This is a genomic window from Pseudoalteromonas sp. KG3, from assembly GCF_030436385.1.
GTDB classification, from domain to species: Bacteria; Pseudomonadota; Gammaproteobacteria; order Enterobacterales; family Alteromonadaceae; genus Pseudoalteromonas; species Pseudoalteromonas prydzensis.
Map to the genome: position 1 here is coordinate 308,494 of NZ_CP098524.1, position 17,032 is coordinate 325,525.

Consider the following 17,032-nt stretch of genomic DNA (forward strand, 5'->3'; position numbering starts at 1 on the left):
CGAAATGTCTTGAGCATTTCGCCTATCTTTTATTGCTTAGCTAGGCTTAAAAAGTATACGTTGCTTTGGCGTAATAAAAACCACCATTAATACCGTATGGCGATGTTTCATAATATTTACCACCCCAGTTATTATTAGGAGCAACGGTAAAATCAAGTTTCTCTGCTTCTTGGTCTAGCAGATTTTGTGCACCAACTGAGAAGCTAATAGAGTCATTGAAAAAGTAAGTGACTTCAGCATCAAGGGTGATCGCTGCATCGGCCATTTTTGCTGTTTCGTCATAATCTACGTGCACACCTTGGTATTCACCAAAATAATTTGCGCGAGTAAACATTGAGAAACTTTCCCACTGTTGTGACCAAGTCAATGTGCCACGGTGATTTGGTAAATCGTTTTCTAAACGGCTTACTTTAAATGCACCAGTGATATCAGTTGAACGAGTTACTTCTGTTTCATTCCAGTTGTACGCTAAACTAAATGTAGAGCTGCCGCCTAATAAATCAGTTGCGTAGTTTGCAACAAAATCAACACCTTGGGTGGTTGTGTCAAAGTCATTAGTAAAGAAGCTAACTTGCGCTAAGCTTTGTACGTTAGGCACACCTGCCTCTTCTAGGGTGTCTTTATCAGCTTGGCTTAGCTCGATTTTTTCAGATTGGCTGATACGATCTTCAACTTGAATGTTGTAGTAATCAATCGTTAAGAATATTTCACCCAGTGTATAAACGGCACCGAATGTATAACTTTTCGATTCTTCCGGTTCAAGCTCTGTACCACCTAATTGCATGGCAATAGGGTTTGTTGGTGGTAATAAAGCAGAATCTACCAGTACGCCACTGCTTAGGTTTGTTTGTACGTTACTTACATTGGCTTGACCAACTGTTGGCGCACGGAAACCAGTACTAATTGAACCACGAATATTTAAATCTTCAGTTAAATGGTATTGACCCATTAACTTATAATTTACGGTAGAGCCAAAGGTATCGTAGTCTTCATAACGCAGCGCTAAGCCCATTAAGAAGTCTTCAGTAAATGGCGCTTCAATATCCACATAAGCTGCATAGTTACGGCGTGTGTATTCACCCGCATCTGACGGTTTAAAGCCAGGGAAACCATTTGAGCCAATACCAAAGCCTTGCTCAGTTAGCGGGCCTGCAATGAAAGAGGCTTCATCACCAGAAGTAACTGTGAAGGTTTCTTCATGCCACTCAAGACCACCGGCTACATTTACATCATACGCTAGACCAAAATCAAAACCTTTTGATAAATCAAAGTTAAAGTTTTTCTCTAACTGGGAGTATTTACCAGGGCTAAAATCACGCGGGCTATCTGGGCCTAACGATGCATTAATTGTGTCATAAATAAAGTAACGAGATTCATTGAAGCCAACAGTACCACTTAAATCGTAGTAGGCGCCTTCAAGCATACCGCCAGTGAATTCGCCTTTAGTACCCATAGTCAATGATGTATCGGTAATGTTACCACCAAAGTTAGGGGTAAAACCGCCAGGTAAAATTTCGTTGAAAGCAAAACAATCTGGGTTATTAGCAACTTGGCTAATGTAGTCAGGGTTATCAAGTACGTTGCCATCAATCATGATGTTAGTAGGGCAGTTACCGCTCATATCGCCAGTAAGATCGCCGACTAGTAATGTTTCACCACCATCATTAGAATATGCACCTGGGCGAGTATGTGGGTTACGATAGTAAAAGCCACCGCGCACATCTCGCTCAGAGTAGTTACCGAACATATAAAATTCAGAGCTATTAGTCAGTTCAAGGCCAACATTACCAAAAATTGAAATATCGTCATTAACTTCTGGTGCCCCCCATACTTGAGTGATTGGTGCAATATCTGGCACGCCAGCTTCAATTAAGTTTGCTGCATCAGCGCGCTGCACTGAACGACTGGTTGCATCCGCTGTTTTGTATTGAAAGCTTAAGTTAGCAAAGCCGCTGTCAGTAAATGGCAGGCCAACGTTACCTGAAATTTGTGTTGTATCGCCGTCGCCTTCAAAATATTGACCATGGCGTACTTCAAATGTCCCGCCTTCAGAGGCGTCTTTTAGTTCAAAGTTGATAACCCCTGCAATAGCATCAGAGCCATACTGCGCGGCAGCACCATCACGTAATACTTCAACTTGCTTTAGAGCAATGCTCGGGATCACTGAAATATCAGCGCCTTGAGCACCATCGTTAATACCACCGCCTAAAAAGGCAATAACAGAAGCACGATGACGACGTTTACCATTGAGTAAGATTAAGGTACTGTCAGATGGTAGGCCACGTAAGTTAGCTGGACGCACTAAAGATGCCGCATCACTAATTGGCATAGAGTGTACGTTTAATGATGGAATGGCACCTTTTAATAACTCCAGCATATCAGTGTTACCTGATTTACTCAGTTCTTCACCACCGATGATATCAATAGGTACGGGTGAATCACCAATAGAGCGTGGTGCCGAGCGGGTACCCACTACAGCAATTTTTTCGACATTTTTATTAACTTTAGTGGTTTCAGTTTGTTCGTCTGCGGCAAGTGCAGTTCCTGAAATAAATAGACCCGCGGTAGTCGCGGTTAGTGCAAGTTTAACTGCATGAGTTAACGCTTTATTTTTCAATTTCATTCTAATTTCCCCAGTTAGAATTGTAATGATTATGTAACCAAATGATTTTTATCAAGACAAATGGTTAGTTGAACTTATACAGATTGTTAAATAAATGTGCAAGGTGTTAAATAAATTGAGTTTTTTTGTATTTTATATAGAGGAAAATTGAAAGTTAGCTACCCATATGAAAAATAATGGTTTTTTTAACTTAAAAATAATGGGTAAGGTAAAAAGTGTAATTGTTAAGCTAAAATAAATGAAAAAATAAATAATTATTTTGGTAAGGCAATTTATTGAGGTTAAATATTGTTCAGTAAAATTAACAAGTGTGTATTATAAATTTTCGCTGTGTTCAAGATTTTGTAGTCGCCAAACTTTTAATTCTTCCTTGTATTCATCCCATACACACGGGCAGCAACTGCCCCCACCACAGCATTCATCTGAAGCGGGCCTGATTGGTTTTGTTATACAACTTTTTGTTGTAACAGCAAGTTTATTTTGTTGTGTTTTTGTCATTATTTACAGTTGCTAAAGAATGAGTGATTTGCTGAACTATTTTATACTTAATAATGAGACTTTGCTAGTAAAGGTACACCGCAGATCCATTTATACCTCATAGCAGCAAATTATGCTTTGTGAAGTGTTACGGCTATGTGAGAATAGCGATTATGCGACTATATAAAGTTATTCATCGTGCCCCAATTAGAGTGGCAAAAATTACTACAAAACGCCAACAATTGCGTTTTAAGCGAGCTATGGTGGCACTTAAAATTGCACTGGCGCAAGAAAAACAAGAAACCAAAGAAATGCTCATTATTTATCGTCGCTACACTCAAGGTGAAGTAAGTAAAGAAGATTTACAAAAAGCCAATGCCCAGTTTGTGGATATTCTCAAAGGCCTCGGGTTAGGGGTTTTTGCGGTTTTACCATTTGCTCCAGTGACCATTCCGTTAGTCGTGAAACTCGGTCAATGGGTGGGGGTGGATGTACTCCCCAGTTCATTCAATATCAGTAAACCACTCAAAGAGATTGATCAAATCATTGCCCAAGAGCAGCAAAAGCAGGCAAGTGAGAAAGCCACAGAGCAAAGTGTAAAATCAAACGTAAAAAAATAATGTCATCCAGCAAAAAGGATAGCCGCTACGCTATACCTTTTACGCTGAGTTATTGATATGCTTGGGCATCCTATTATTTTAAACGAGTCATTTAATGAGTGCATTAATTCGTCATAGTACATCTGGTATTCCATTGTTTTTTGTTGTTAAAAATGACTTAGCTGCATGGCAACAGCAGCAACCTACTTTTTTACAGAATTGGCTCAATAGCTGTGATTTTACCAAACAAGGTTTGGCACTGGTGGTTGATCCACAAACCGGCAAACTCAGTCAGGTATATTGTTTAGTTAATAGCCTTGATGATTTTTGGTTAGCTGGGGATTTAGCGAACAAACTACCCGCAGGACTTTACCAAGTGCAAGCGTGCGAACAACAATTAGAACAGATCGCACTGGGCTTTATGTTGGGCGGTTATGAGTTTAGTGAATATAAAGCGAAAGGAGCTGCTAAAGCGCAATTGGCCATAGCCGATGCGACACTTTTTGCGCGCCTTAATCAGCAAGCAAATGCAATTAACTTAGTTCGAGATTTAGTAAATACACCTGCGGCTGACATGATGCCACAGCACTTATCACAAGTGATGGCTGATCTTGCAGACACTTATGATGGTCGTTTCAGTGAGTGGGTGGGTGATGAGTTGCTTGAACAAAATTACCCAACTATTCATATGGTGGGCCGTGCCAGTGAAAATAAACCACGTTTATTAGATTTACGCTGGGGTGCAGACGATGCTCCGCTTGTTACTTTAGTGGGTAAAGGCGTATGTTTTGATTCAGGTGGCTTAGATTTAAAGCCAAGCTCTGGTATGCGTAACATGAAAAAAGACATGGGCGGTGCAGCGCATGTGATTGGCCTAGCACAGTTGATCATGGCTGCCAAATTACCTGTTCGTTTGCGTGTGCTAGTACCTGCGGTTGAAAATGCGGTATCTCGCAATGCGTTTCGCCCGGGTGATGTGATTAAAACCCGCAAAGGCATTATGGTTGAAATTGATAACACCGATGCTGAAGGGCGCCTAGTATTGTGTGATGCGCTGTCTGAAGCGCAAAATGATGATCCCCAATTACTGATTGATTTTGCTACGTTAACAGGCGCTTGTCGTATCGCCTTAGGAACTGAATTACCAGGGTTTTTCTCAACGGATCGTGATGTTGCTAATGGTATTATTGACGCGGGTATTGCAGTTGCTGATCCTGTTTGGCAGTTACCACTTTTTGAACAATACAAAAGCTTATTAAAAAGTGATGTGGCCGATATGGCAAACTGTGCAAGCACCCCGTTTGGCGGCGCAATTACGGCAGCTTTATATCTTAAAGAGTTTGTAGAGCCAACAACGCCATGGGTACATTTTGATGTAATGGCGTGGAACTTACGTTCATTACCAGGGCGCCCTGTAGGCGGTGAAGCTTTAGGGATCCGCGCTGTATTTAATTATCTAGAAAGCCGTTTTCACTAAGCTTCATAAAGCTCTAGAGGTAAATCATCGGGGTCGGCGAAAAATGTAAAACGCTTCCCGGTGATTTCATCCACTCTTATTTCTTCTACTGCGACTGCATGTTCTTCTAAGTAAGCTTTTGCATGGCTAATATCAGCAACTGCAAACGCAAGATGTCTTAAGCCTTGAGCTTCAGGGTAACTGGGCCTCTTTGGCGCCCCAACAAATGAGAACAATTCTATTTGACTACCATCTGGTAGCGCTAAATCCAACTTATAAGAGTCACGTTCAACACGGTATTGTTCATGAATTATGGGTAACTTAAGTATTTGAGTATAAAAATGTTTAGCACGTTGATAGTCGCTGCAAATGATAGCAACGTGATGAATCGCGAGTAGTTTCATATTGTTCCAATAATACCAATCGAGTTAAATATTTAACCATTCTAGCGAGCTGAATAAAGCGCGAAAGTCGCGCTTTAATAGATACTGTATGTGATTAATCAGTCCCTTTACAGGCTGCAACCGCTGGGGCTACTAATTCTAAACCAGTTTTGTCACACGCAGGCAGTGCTGCATCGCTAACGCTGATTGGCGTGACGCGCTCGCCCCATTTTATGTAACTAGCAGCCCAAGTTAAACCTGCACCAAATGCTGCTGACATAATATTCGCATGAGGTTTAATTAATCCTTGCTCTACAGCTTCACATAATGCGATCGCAATAGTGGCTGCCGATGTATTACCGTATTCACCAATATTAACCATGACTTTTTCATCCGGTACTTTTAAGCGATGTTGAATGGCTTGAATGATACGTAAATTTGCTTGGTGTGGCACAAGTACATCAATATCATCAAGGCTTAAACTTGCTTGTGCGAGTACATCATCACAGGCTTCACTCATACCTTTTACTGCGCGTTTAAATATTTCACGACCTTCAAACAATAGATCAGATGGCCCAATCGGCACATATTTATCTAAGTCGCTGCCAAAATTGGTGATATGCAATATATCACGGTCTTCGCTATCACAGCCTGTTTTTGTCGCGAGTAAACCTGCTGGCGTGTCGGCGGCTTCAAGTACCACGGCACCGGCGCCGTCGCCAAATAACACTGCACTGTCGCGGCGCTCCCAGTTTACATACCAGGTCATGCGCTCAGCAGCAATTACGACGGCTTTTTTTATCATACCAGCTTGAATTTGTGCTGTAGCCGCTTGTATCGCGTATAAAAAGCCAGAACAGGCGGCATTGGTGTCCATAGCGGCTGCACCAACTGCACCAATGTTTTTTTGTACTAATGAAGCGGTGTTTGCCACCATAGTAGAGGGCGTACAGGTTGCGAGTAACACAAGATCGATGTCTTTAGCATCAATGCCTGCACAGGCTATTGCGTGTTTAGCTGCCACAGTGGCAAGTTCTGCGGTACTTACGTGGCTTACTCGGCGGGCTTTGATGCCAGTGCGTGTGGTGATCCATTCATCATTGGTATCAACCAATTGGCTGATTTCGTCATTGCTAATACGCGCAGGTGGAATACATTTACCCCAACCGGTAATGTGTGCGTAAGTCATAGTGTGCTCTCTTTAAGTGGTCAGACATGTGTGATCTATGTTTGATTTATACCAAAAATCCACTTCTAAGACTAGTTTATCGCTGCGTTTATGTCGTAAATAGTGGTAATCAAACGTAATTTAGGCTAATGGTAGTAAAAAAAGAGGTAAACATGAAACAAAAATTAATCACTACTTTAGCTTCTCTTAGCGCTTTGGTTTGTTCGGCGTCGAGTTTTGCAACACAAACACAGGTTATTTACGCAGGTTCACTGTTATCTGGCGCTGAACAAACGCTAGAAAAACAACAAACAATTGTTATAGAAGATGCCATAATCACCCGCATTGAAAAAGGCTATATCAGCATTAGTGAACTTAAATTGCCGGATGCGACAATTATTGATTTAAAAGATCAGTTTGTTATGCCTGGTCTAATTGATATGCACGTGCATGTTACATTTGAGCGTGATGCAAACACAAACCCTCATCAATTGCTTACAGAGTATGAAGCGGACTATGCGCTGCGATCGATTAAATATTTACAGCGTAGTCTTGATGCCGGTTTTACCTCGGTACGTGATTTAGGTAGCAGTTATAAAGTGATATTTCCGCTGCAAAGAGCGGTTGAGCGTGGAGATATTCAAGGGCCACGTATATTTGCAGCAGGCGATACCATTACGCCGACTGGCGGACATGCTGATTTACACGGTTACCGTAAAGATATTAGTGATGTAATAAGTGGTGGCTTAGGTGTGTGCGATGGTGCAGATGATTGCCGTCGTGCTGTACGTGAAGTTATAAAATCAGGTGCGGATGTGATTAAGATCACCGCAACTGGCGGCGTATTAAGTAATACTGCCGCAGGGGTTAGTCAGCAGTTTACAGATCAAGAGCTTGAGGCAATTGTTGATACTGCACATAATCTAGGACGAAGTGTTACCGCACATGCACATGGTACATCAGGCGTAAAAGCCGCATTGCGAGCAGGTGTTGATTCAATCGAGCATGGATCTTACTTAGATCAACAGAGTATCAAACTGTTTAAAAAACATAATGCGTACTTAGTACCTACATTATTAGCTGGGCAGACGGTCAGCAAAGAAGTGCTAAGTAACCCTAATATGCCAGTGGCGATTGCCGACAAAGTGCGCGCTGTAGTGCCACAAGTTGAAGCATCATTTAAACTGGCGTTAAAAAATAATATTAATATAGCTTTTGGCACAGACTCAGGCGTGTCGCGTCACGGCGATAATGCCGATGAGTTTTTATGGTTAGTGAAATACGGCATGACTGAAAAGCAAGCTATTAGGTCGGCGACGATTGATGCCGCCAAGCTGCTTGGTCAACAAGATAAGCTTGGGCAGTTGAGTGTTGGTAAACAAGCAGATATCATCAGTGTTAAGGGTGACCCGCTGGATGATATAACTACATTGAAAAATGTACAGTTTGTGATGAAAGCAGGGCAAGTATATAAACAATTGTAGGAACGACTATGGGCAGCAAAATCAAGGCGTCATTGTTTAATCATTTGATTGATGCTGAGCGCCAATTATTAGATCCAGAGGTTCGTCAATCTGAGCAAGCACTGGATAGTTTACTCGATGATGATTTTATTGAGATTGCAGCCAATGGCACTGTGTTTAATAAATACCAAGTATTAACGCGGTTACCCACAGAAGTGGTGCCGCAGTTTTATAATCAGCATTTTAAAGGCCGGATGCTCAGTGATGACATTGCGCAATTAAGCTATCAAGCGGCATTTCGACGTTCTGCACGGGCGGAATTTAATTATTCACTACGTATGTCGCTTTGGCGCTTAAGCGACGGCCAATGGAAAATGGTGTTTCATCAAGGCACACCGTGCGCGGTATTCAGTATTTCCATGGATGATGATTAATTTAAGCCTTTTTTATTAGGTGTTTTTCTTAGGTATTTATGTATGGCGTTTTTAATGCGCACAGATCCGGCCATCAGTCGCTTACTGAAGTTACGCAGCGGCGCAATCGCTATTCAACTCATCGCAGTTATTAGCGTATATTTTTTATTAGAGCACCAAATCCCCTTAATGCCTTTGCTTGTGGTGATTGCCCTTGAAGCGGTATTTCAAATATTAAGCGTCATTGCTTATCGTAATGTCAATAAAGCGAAAGAACTGGGTATGTTGATGCAGTTGACTGCCGATGTGCTGTTTTTGTCTGTATTGTTATCGCTCAGCGGTGGCGCAACCAACGCTTTTGTATCATTACTTTTGTTACCTATTATGATCGCCGCCGTCAGCGTAAGCGCTAGAGGTTTGGCTTATATTGCAATATTGGCGATAGCCGCATACAGCATTTTATTATTTAAATTGCCGCAGCACAGTATGCATCATATGCAGATGACCAGTCACTTTGTGGGTATGTGGGTAAATTTTGTGATCAGCGCCAGCGTAATTGCGTTGGTTATAGGCACCATGAACCGTGCTTTGCATTCACGAGAGCGAACCATTGCCAGTGTTCGTGAAAAACAACTACGTGCAGAGCAATTAGTGATGCTTGATGGCGCTGCTGCACAAATTACCCACCAATTAGCCAGTCCCATTGCTAATTTACAATTACTGTATGAAGAGCTAATTGAAGAGCAACCGAATAATGAAATTGTCAAAGACATGCAGCAACCGCTTCAGCAATGTGCCCAGCAACTAGACCACTTTCGTGTTTTGTCATCTGAGTTACGCACACAAACCGTTGCTGCAGCGGTGTCATTACCTGAGTTGGCGCAACAAATTACAGATACCATGCTGTTACAATATCCAGAGCAACAGCTTAAGTGGTTAAATGATACGCCAAATTACTCGATCGCTAATGATGTCATGTTACTACCGGCTATTTTAAATTTGTTGCAAAATGCCGCGTTTGCTAATCAGCAAGCACAGCAACAAAACTTAGAATTAAACTGGCAACACAGCACTGAGAGTCCTAAATCGGTGAGTTTAATTATCCGTGACTTTGGAAAAGGTTTTAGCGCAGCGCAATTAGCTGAATTAGGTGGTCAGCTAATGCCCAGTGAAACAGGTATGGGGCTGGCGGTTATGCTGTCTAATGTCACATTTGAGCGCTTACAGGGCTCATTAACACTATTTAACCACCCACAAGGTGGTGCGGTTGCCAAAGTGCAATTAACGCTAAGCGATCAAGTCAGTGAGACAGCATGAAATTATTAATTATTGAAGATGATATTAACCTTGCTAATACCTTAGCGCGGCGCTTAACCAAGCAAGGATTTCAATGTCAGCTTGCCCATACTAAAGAACAAGCGCTGAGCATTGCTACAGAGTATGCACCGAGTCATGTATTGCTCGATATGAAATTAGCGGATGACAATGGTTTGGCACTCATTAAACCACTGCGAACATTATTGGCCGATGCCCATATTGTGTTACTGACTGGGTTTGCCAGTATTGCCACTGCGGTAGAGGCGATGCGCAAGGGCGCAAATGATTATTTAACAAAACCGGTTGATATGCTGACATTGTTACGTGCATTGAATGGCGCAGCAGAACTTAATACTGAATTAGTGGTGACAGATACGCAAACTATGTCTGCCGAGCGCTTGGAATGGGAGCATATTCAACAAGTGTTGCACGCTAACCAAGGTAATATTTCAGCTACTGCCCGCCAGCTTAATATGCACAGGCGTACCTTACAGCGCAAGTTACAAAAAAAGCCTGTGCAGCAATAACCGAGCGTGTTGCAAGACTCAACCCTGAATCTAGTGAAATAGTACTACCTTATAAATTGCTTTTACTATATTAGCCCTAACGGTGAATAACACAATAAGCTATTCATCGTTTCGATGTTGCTGCAATGGCGTTCATTAACTACATTAAAAATATCATTGTATTTTTTGCAATCAGCATAAGCAGTCGCTATGGATTTATCTCAACTAGATTTTACAGCCGTATTATTAGCTGCTATGTCTTCTTTTATGTTAGGCGGCATTTGGTATTCACCGTGGTTATTTCAACGAGCATGGCTTGAGGGCTGTGGTTTAACAGAGCTGGATTTAAAAGCGACCGATCCGAAGTGGGTTTTTGGTGGTGGCTTTATTTTATCGTTATTTATTGCCTTTGGGTTATCACTGTTTTTAGGTCCCAACCCACATTTAGGGGTTGCAGTCGGTGTTGGTTTTGCTATTGGCGTATGTTGGGTAAGCAGTGCCTTGGGAATGAGTTATATTTATGAACAACGGCCACTTAAGCTATTTTTGATCAATAGCGGTTACCATATTTTACAGTTTACCCTAATGGGCTTAATTTTGGGTCTGTGGCCATAAGCTGTTAGTCTATGTCGCTATAGATTATATAAGCGTGTTTGGACTAGAAGTAACAATATAATGGCAAAACCGAATAAAAAAGGCCCCACCAAAACAGTCGATATTTTTTGCAGTCAATGTAAAACCCAGTTATTCAAATACCGCAAAGGTGGCAAAGGCGCTTTAGTGAAATGTTTTATCGAACGTATTAGCCAAGATTTCACCTCGACTCCTTGTATTTGTCCACAATGTGAACGTCTCTTCGCTCGTGAAACAATCATCCGCGGGGCCCCCGCGTATAAAATGATCGGCGGCAAAGTTACGTTTAAGTGAACTCGCGATAGCGGACATTTATCCTGTGGCTATTTTTATACCCTGCTAAACTTACTCGGTTTGCTGTTTCAATGATTGAAAACAACCCTCCCCATGGAATGGGCCAGTGTTTTGGGTATGATTAAAAAGGATAGGGGACACCCGTGATTGCACTTTTATTTGATATTGTTGGTATGACTGGTACGTTTTTAGTGGTTGGTGCATTTTTTATGCTACAACTAGGTAAGGCCACACCAACAGGGCTTTTGTATAACATGATGAATTTGTCAGGTGCTATCTTGTTACTTATAAGTCTTTGTTATAACTTTAATTTAGCAAGTTTTGTGATTGAAATATTTTGGATCGCAGCCTCGTTAATTGGCTTATATAAATATTTAAAAGCGAAGCAAACGACTGCAACAGCTTAAATTTATAAAATTAATAGAGAAAAACGCTCGCGCCGTCTCACATTTGTATTAATATTGTAAATGCTACGTTATTTAAAATGTAGCTTTAATAATAAAAAATATAGGTGTAAAACGGCGTAATGACTTTAAAGCAAACTGCGTGTCTTTTTTTGTGTATTTACACAATCCCTTTATTGGCAACGGAAGCGGCAACCCAAGCAGATGACTTATTTGCCCTGAGCGTTGAAGATTTACTCGAAGTACACGTTGATATCGCCTCAAAAACCTCTGAAACACTCGCCTCAGCTCCTTCAACAATTACTGTATTTAATCGAAAAAAAATTGCGCTACTTGGCGTTAATAATGCCTTTGAACTGATGAATTTTGTCCCTGGCATGCAATCTACTCGTGGTGATTGGGTTGGCGCGGTGCCAAAAGATCATGCCCGTGGTGTCTACCTTGACAGTGGCAACATCTTAGTAATGATCAATGGTGAGCGCTTGAATGAATCTTCATTTGGTAAAGCGTCTGTTTATATGCCGTTTATTCCTGTTGAAGTGATTGATAAAGTTGAATTCATCCGCGGCCCGGGCTCTGCGCTTTATGGCAGTAATGCGTTTTTAGGGGTGATGAACATTGTAACTAAAAGCCATGCTAATGAAATCTCTTTGGCAGTGGGCAATGTTGGTCAAGCAAGCGCTGCATTCTCGCTTAGCCAGCAAGTTAATGAGCAAACACATCTTTTTGCTAATGGTGCTTACAACCGCAAAAGCGGGGAGCGCTACCCGCAAGGGGTGAAAGATCCTTTGCAATCCATTTACCTAGAAGCCGGGCTTGATATTGACAAGCTTGCTGTGAGAGGGCGCTACAATCAAGTTGAGTTGAATGATTTTTTAAACCTGGGCGGCTACTCTGAGGATAATCAGCATCGCAGTGAAAATACTTTTATCTCAGTAGGCTATGATTGGCTTGATACTGATACAAGTACATTTTCGAGTAAAGTTGCCTACACCCACCATCAAATACAAAGTGCGGGGTTAATTGCTACCGCGGATAGTCTGCCACTGGCAAATTATGACTTTTTCGTTGGCCCTGCTTGGCATACCAGTGACTTAACGATTAATTTGGATGCCAGTCATGAGTTTGATAATGGCTGGTTATTTAATTCGGGGCTGGAATATAACCATGCAGAGCAACAAAAAGCGGATCTGCGGAGTAATTATTTTGATGTAAGCAGTGGTGAAATTATTGTTGAGGATCCGTTTTATCAAGGGAGTATTGTTACAATCAGTAATTATGCGCCATTTCAGAGTTTGCAAGCGACCTTTGAAACCCGCAGTATTTATGGGCAAATCAAAGTGCCTTACTCCGAGCAATTTACGCTATTTTTAGGAGCACGTTATGATGACGTTAAAGACTTAGATAGCAACTTGTCACCTCGTATAGCTGCTATCTACCGACCTGCTGAAGCGCATACGTTAAAATTACAGTATGGTGAGTCATTTCGCACCCCGGTAACAAATGAACTGTATTCAAATGATGATGTGACAATAGGTAACCCCAACTTAAAATCGGAATACGTTAAAACCACGGAGCTGGTGTGGCGTTATGAACGGCAAGATTGGCATGTAAATTCGGTATTTTTTTATAACCAATTACACGACTTTATCAATATCGTGCCCTTGTCTGCAGACAATACTCAATTTACTTTTGCAACTCAGCTAGATGATACCAACCGCGGGGTTGAGCTCGATAGTATGCTACGGCTGCCCAACGATTTTTCATTGGAAGCGACTTATACCCAGTATTTTGATACCCCTATGAAGCCCACTTTTAAGCGTTTTGCCAGCGTTATAGCAAACTATGAATATCAACAATGGCTGTTGAGCGTTAATGGTGTATGGCGTGACGAGGTAAATGTACAAACCAGTAACTTTAAACAACCTGCGTATTTGCTGTTAGGCGCTGTTGTTAGCTGGCAATTATCAGCGCGTAGCCAACTTAGCTTCAAAGCACATAACATTTTGGATAAACAATATGATGTGTTTGATCCCAGAATGGCTGACGGTGCTGTCGCTGGTGTCGGCAGTGAATACTCGGTACACTACCAAATCAAATTTTAAATTATTGAGGCGTAGCAATGCGTCTTTTGGTTGAACATGCTGCGTTTTCCCCGAAAAATATTATTCGCTGTTGCTATTTTAATTGTGTTGCTATTGCTTAGCTTTTTATTTGGCCGACACTATGATTTAACACAAGCTAAGCGCCAAGCGCAGCGCCAAGTTAACCAATTATCTCATTACCTTGATACTGAACTTGCTCGCTTTGCTGCGATCCCGCATTTAGTGACTGATAATCAATTACTCACCGCGTTCGTAAGTGATAATAATCAAGCTGTGCAACCAATAAATAATTACCTAGCCGATATACAGCAAGCCAGCGGCGCGTCAGATGTTTATGTGCTCAATAGTAAAGGGGATGTTGTAGCCTCAAGCAACTGGCAGTTGGATTATAGTTATATTGGCAATAACTTTGCGTTTCGGCCGTATTTTTATCAAGCCTTGGCGGGTGAAAAAGTTGCGTATTTTGCTTTGGGGCTGCGCTCAAACGAGCGAGGGATTTATTTTTCAGAGCCTATTTATCATGACAATAATGTGATTGGTGTAGTGGTGTTAAAAGTAAATGTGTCGAAGTTTGAGAGCGATCGACAATTACTAAATACCTCACAGGCGAGCCATTTTTATTTAAGCTTAGCCGATAATATTATTGCTATGTCAGACATTCAATCATGGCGCTTAAATACTATGCAGCAAATAGACGATGCCAAGCAGCAGTCCTTTATCAACAGCCGCCGTTATTTAGATCACATGCCAAAAGTGATCGATGCGCAGCAACAGAGTAGTCATGGCGTTCCTATACTACACATAAGTGAAACTAATAAACGAAGTAAATATGTGCCGGCAACCGCTGCTATTGAGCTTTTAAACGCACAAATGACAGTGCTGGTGGATATGTCGTCAGTGAATATTGCACAACTCCCACGGCTTGTAGGGATAGCGGTTATTTATGCTGGCGCATTACTGATTTTTTATAGTTTAATGGCGCGCTTCGCCGGTTACAAAAAACTGCTTTATTCGCGCCATAGTCTTGAACAAGAAGTGATAGAGCGCACTCACGCACTAGAGAAAGCGCAAACGGCGTTAGTTCAATCTGCAAAACTGGCAACCATAGGTCAGTTGAGCGCCGGTATCAACCATGAAATTAATCAACCATTGAGTGCTATGAGCACCTATTTAGTTAGTGCTAAGCGCTTAATTATCAAAGGTGATGTAACACAAGCCGCTGATAATATAGTCATTGTGCAAGCGCTGATCGAACGCGTACATAAAATTGTTGGCCAATTAAAACACTTTAGTAAGCCTGCGCAAACTCAACTTAGAGAGCAAAGTCTTGCGCAGTTATTAAAAAATGCCATGGTGATCGCCTCTGCCCAGCTCAAGCATGACGATGTTATTGTTAAGCCTGTAGAGATAGCTAACACAATAAAAGTATGGGTTGATGGGGTTAAGTTTGAACAAGTATTAGTCAACGTGATCACCAATGCTAGCCATGCCATGGCACAAAGTCCTAAACGTGAGTTAAGCTTTGAAATAGAGCAATTTGACGGGCGTGTCAAATTGTCTATTTTAGACACCGGTCCAGGCATCGAGCAGCACGCGCTAGGCACAATTTTTGAGCCATTTTATAGTACAAAATCAACCAATGGCCTTGGTTTAGGGTTATCAATTTCAAAGCAAATTATTAACTCGTTTAATGGCTGTTTAACTGCGCATAATCGCCCTGATGGTGGCGCGCAATTTATTATCACCTTAGCAAATACCAAAGGGGCATTATGAATACCTTAGCAGTTGACTGTAAACAGGTCATTGTCATTGACGATGAAGCGATGATCCGCGATTCACTTAACCAATTGCTGAGTTTAGAGGGGTATCAAGTACAGTGCTTTAACGAGCCCGTTAGCGCGCTGTCGAAAATTAATCGTCGTTTTAATGGGGTTATACTCAGTGATATTAATATGCCAAAAATGGATGGCTTGGCTTTTTTAGAGCAAGTTAAAGCATTTGATAGTGAGCTGCCGGTGATTTTTTTAACTGGATTTGCTGATGTAACAGTTGCTGTTAAAGCGATGCAGTTAGGTGCTTACGACTTATTTGAAAAACCACTTACCGAGCAGTTACTTGATTGCATCGCAAGGGCATGTGAAAAACGTGCTTTAGTGATGGAAAACCGAGCATTAAAAATTGCGGTAGAAAAAACCTCTGCGCCAGGTGTACGTATTCTAGGGGAAACAGTGCAAATGCAGCAAATGATGCATTTGCTCAATGCAGTGATCGATACGCCCGCAGATGTTTTGATTGAAGGCGAAACTGGCACTGGTAAAGAATTAGTGGCACGTTATTTACATGATCAGAGCAACCGTTCAAGTAGTAATTTTGTGGCAATTAACTGTGCCGCTGTACCAGATCAACTGATTGAAAGTGAACTGTTTGGCGCTGCAAGTGGGGCATACACAGGGGCAACACAAAGTCGCCAAGGTAAGTTTGAGTTTGCCCAAGGGGGCACGGTTTTTTTAGATGAAATAGAAAGCACGCCAGCCTCATTGCAAGTTAAATTACTGCGGGTGTTAGAAGAGCGTAAAGTGACCCCTGTAGGGGCGAATATCGCTATTGATTTAGATATTCGGATTGTTGCGGCAACGAAAGTTGATTTATTGGCCTTGGTTGAACAAGGGGACTTCCGTGCTGACTTATATTATCGACTCAATTTGGTAAAAGTAAGTATTCCTGCGCTTCGGGATAGAAAAGCTGATATTCCATTGTTATTCAAGCATTTTAGCTCCATTGCAGCAACGCGCTTTCACAAACCACCGGCGCCATTAAGCAGTGATATTTTACAACGGCTATTAAGTTATCAGTGGCCAGGTAATGTTCGAGAGTTAAGAAACCAAGCAGAACGCGCTGTGTTACTCGGTGTTGAATTAGCGTTTCCTAATACCAGTTTAAGTAATGGAAATGATTTATCGCAGGATTTGAGCTTGGCGGAAAAAGTAAGCTTTTATGAGCAATCTTTAATAGAAGAAGCGCTTGAACGCCATCAAGGCAGTATTAAAGATACCATGAATACCTTGCAGATAGCGCGTAAAACCCTGTATGACAAAATGAGTAAATATGCGCTTAACCGCGATATGTTTACTGATTAGTATGGGTGGAATGAGTGACAAAGCTGGTTTTTAAGTGTGTGGATTTCCGCACAC

Annotated in this window: 16 protein-coding genes; 12 read left to right on the plus strand and 4 right to left on the minus strand. The window is 41.7% G+C overall.

Annotated elements, in window-relative coordinates:
* Window positions 1-46 precede the first annotated feature (46 nt).
* The gene (locus NDQ71_RS19860) at window positions 47-2,623 is read right to left on the minus strand and encodes a TonB-dependent siderophore receptor (protein WP_301563006.1); all 2,577 of its coding nucleotides are present in this window, start codon (window positions 2,621-2,623) and stop codon (window positions 47-49) included.
* A 315-nt stretch (window positions 2,624-2,938) separates the two neighbouring features.
* Entirely contained in the window at window positions 2,939-3,121 is a 183-nt protein-coding gene (locus NDQ71_RS19865; RefSeq protein WP_084447991.1) for an oxidoreductase-like domain-containing protein, read from the minus strand.
* A gap of 152 nt (window positions 3,122-3,273) precedes the next feature.
* Between NDQ71_RS19865 and NDQ71_RS19870 the strand changes: the two genes are divergently transcribed.
* Both NDQ71_RS19870 and NDQ71_RS19875 read left to right on the plus strand, forming a co-directional pair.
* Complete coding sequence (locus tag NDQ71_RS19870; RefSeq protein WP_283709149.1) at window positions 3,274-3,720, plus strand: hypothetical protein; 447 nt, start codon at window positions 3,274-3,276, stop codon at window positions 3,718-3,720.
* 94 nt (window positions 3,721-3,814) lie between these two features.
* Window positions 3,815-5,176 carry a M17 family metallopeptidase gene (locus NDQ71_RS19875; RefSeq protein ID WP_301563007.1) on the plus strand — a complete coding sequence of 454 codons (1,362 nt, stop codon included), beginning with the start codon at window positions 3,815-3,817 and terminating at the stop codon, window positions 5,174-5,176.
* Here the strand turns inward: NDQ71_RS19875 and NDQ71_RS19880 are convergent.
* Both NDQ71_RS19880 and NDQ71_RS19885 read right to left on the minus strand, forming a co-directional pair.
* Window positions 5,173-5,559, minus strand: coding sequence for a VOC family protein (locus tag NDQ71_RS19880; RefSeq protein WP_301563008.1), 387 nt, complete (start codon window positions 5,557-5,559; stop codon window positions 5,173-5,175). The two genes, NDQ71_RS19875 and NDQ71_RS19880, sit on opposite strands and share 4 nt — an antisense overlap.
* A 94-nt stretch (window positions 5,560-5,653) precedes the next feature.
* Window positions 5,654-6,727 carry a ketoacyl-ACP synthase III gene (locus NDQ71_RS19885; protein ID WP_192541223.1) on the minus strand — a complete coding sequence of 358 codons (1,074 nt, stop codon included), beginning with the start codon at window positions 6,725-6,727 and terminating at the stop codon, window positions 5,654-5,656.
* Window positions 6,728-6,879: 152 nt separating this feature from the next.
* Between NDQ71_RS19885 and NDQ71_RS19890 the strand changes: the two genes are divergently transcribed.
* The 10 genes from NDQ71_RS19890 (at window position 6,880) to NDQ71_RS19935 (ending at window position 16,978) form a co-directional block, all read left to right on the plus strand.
* On the plus strand, window positions 6,880-8,190 hold the full coding sequence (locus tag NDQ71_RS19890; protein ID WP_301563009.1) for an amidohydrolase family protein: 1,311 nt from the start codon (window positions 6,880-6,882) through the stop codon (window positions 8,188-8,190).
* Window positions 8,191-8,198: 8 nt separating this feature from the next.
* Window positions 8,199-8,603: a DUF4440 domain-containing protein gene (locus NDQ71_RS19895; protein ID WP_064665112.1), complete on the plus strand. Its 405-nt coding sequence runs from the start codon at window positions 8,199-8,201 to the stop codon at window positions 8,601-8,603.
* Between the two features lie 54 nt (window positions 8,604-8,657).
* Window positions 8,658-9,899, plus strand: a complete 1,242-nt coding sequence (locus NDQ71_RS19900) for a sensor histidine kinase (protein WP_192541252.1) — start codon at window positions 8,658-8,660, stop codon at window positions 9,897-9,899.
* Entirely contained in the window at window positions 9,896-10,426 is a 531-nt protein-coding gene (locus NDQ71_RS19905) for a response regulator transcription factor (RefSeq protein ID WP_301563010.1), read from the plus strand. Before NDQ71_RS19900 ends, NDQ71_RS19905 begins: the two co-directional genes overlap by 4 nt.
* 189 nt (window positions 10,427-10,615) lie before the next feature.
* Window positions 10,616-11,020, plus strand: coding sequence for a DUF1761 domain-containing protein (locus tag NDQ71_RS19910; protein ID WP_283709154.1), 405 nt, complete (start codon window positions 10,616-10,618; stop codon window positions 11,018-11,020).
* Window positions 11,021-11,080: 60 nt separating this feature from the next.
* Complete coding sequence (locus tag NDQ71_RS19915) at window positions 11,081-11,332, plus strand: hypothetical protein (RefSeq protein WP_192541227.1); 252 nt, start codon at window positions 11,081-11,083, stop codon at window positions 11,330-11,332.
* Between the two features lie 143 nt (window positions 11,333-11,475).
* The gene (locus tag NDQ71_RS19920) at window positions 11,476-11,739 is read left to right on the plus strand and encodes a hypothetical protein (RefSeq protein WP_064665100.1); all 264 of its coding nucleotides are present in this window, start codon (window positions 11,476-11,478) and stop codon (window positions 11,737-11,739) included.
* A gap of 119 nt (window positions 11,740-11,858) precedes the next feature.
* Entirely contained in the window at window positions 11,859-13,841 is a 1,983-nt protein-coding gene (locus tag NDQ71_RS19925; protein WP_192541228.1) for a TonB-dependent siderophore receptor, read from the plus strand.
* 36 nt (window positions 13,842-13,877) lie between these two features.
* Complete coding sequence (locus tag NDQ71_RS19930) at window positions 13,878-15,614, plus strand: cache domain-containing protein (RefSeq protein WP_192541229.1); 1,737 nt, start codon at window positions 13,878-13,880, stop codon at window positions 15,612-15,614.
* Entirely contained in the window at window positions 15,611-16,978 is a 1,368-nt protein-coding gene (locus NDQ71_RS19935) for a sigma-54 dependent transcriptional regulator (protein WP_192541230.1), read from the plus strand. The genes NDQ71_RS19930 and NDQ71_RS19935 overlap by 4 nt, the downstream gene beginning before the upstream one ends.
* Window positions 16,979-17,032: the final 54 nt, after the last annotated feature.

Excerpts from the sequence above, each read along its gene's own strand:
- NDQ71_RS19870 (WP_283709149.1), top strand. The coding sequence starts at position 3,274 with ATGCGACTATATAAAGTTATTCATCGTGCCCCAATTAGAGTGGCAAAA.
- NDQ71_RS19875 (WP_301563007.1), top strand. The coding sequence starts at position 3,815 with ATGAGTGCATTAATTCGTCATAGTACATCTGGTATTCCATTGTTTTTT.
- NDQ71_RS19930 (WP_192541229.1), top strand. The coding sequence starts at position 13,878 with ATGCTGCGTTTTCCCCGAAAAATATTATTCGCTGTTGCTATTTTAATT.
- NDQ71_RS19935 (WP_192541230.1), top strand. The coding sequence starts at position 15,611 with ATGAATACCTTAGCAGTTGACTGTAAACAGGTCATTGTCATTGACGAT.
- NDQ71_RS19905 (WP_301563010.1), top strand. The coding sequence starts at position 9,896 with ATGAAATTATTAATTATTGAAGATGATATTAACCTTGCTAATACCTTA.
- NDQ71_RS19915 (WP_192541227.1), top strand. The coding sequence starts at position 11,081 with ATGGCAAAACCGAATAAAAAAGGCCCCACCAAAACAGTCGATATTTTT.
- NDQ71_RS19865 (WP_084447991.1), bottom strand. The coding sequence starts at position 3,121 with ATGACAAAAACACAACAAAATAAACTTGCTGTTACAACAAAAAGTTGT.
- NDQ71_RS19910 (WP_283709154.1), top strand. The coding sequence starts at position 10,616 with ATGGATTTATCTCAACTAGATTTTACAGCCGTATTATTAGCTGCTATG.
- NDQ71_RS19925 (WP_192541228.1), top strand. The coding sequence starts at position 11,859 with ATGACTTTAAAGCAAACTGCGTGTCTTTTTTTGTGTATTTACACAATC.
- NDQ71_RS19900 (WP_192541252.1), top strand. The coding sequence starts at position 8,658 with ATGCGCACAGATCCGGCCATCAGTCGCTTACTGAAGTTACGCAGCGGC.
- NDQ71_RS19880 (WP_301563008.1), bottom strand. The coding sequence starts at position 5,559 with ATGAAACTACTCGCGATTCATCACGTTGCTATCATTTGCAGCGACTAT.
- NDQ71_RS19895 (WP_064665112.1), top strand. The coding sequence starts at position 8,199 with ATGGGCAGCAAAATCAAGGCGTCATTGTTTAATCATTTGATTGATGCT.
- NDQ71_RS19860 (WP_301563006.1), bottom strand. The coding sequence starts at position 2,623 with ATGAAATTGAAAAATAAAGCGTTAACTCATGCAGTTAAACTTGCACTA.
- NDQ71_RS19885 (WP_192541223.1), bottom strand. The coding sequence starts at position 6,727 with ATGACTTACGCACACATTACCGGTTGGGGTAAATGTATTCCACCTGCG.
- NDQ71_RS19890 (WP_301563009.1), top strand. The coding sequence starts at position 6,880 with ATGAAACAAAAATTAATCACTACTTTAGCTTCTCTTAGCGCTTTGGTT.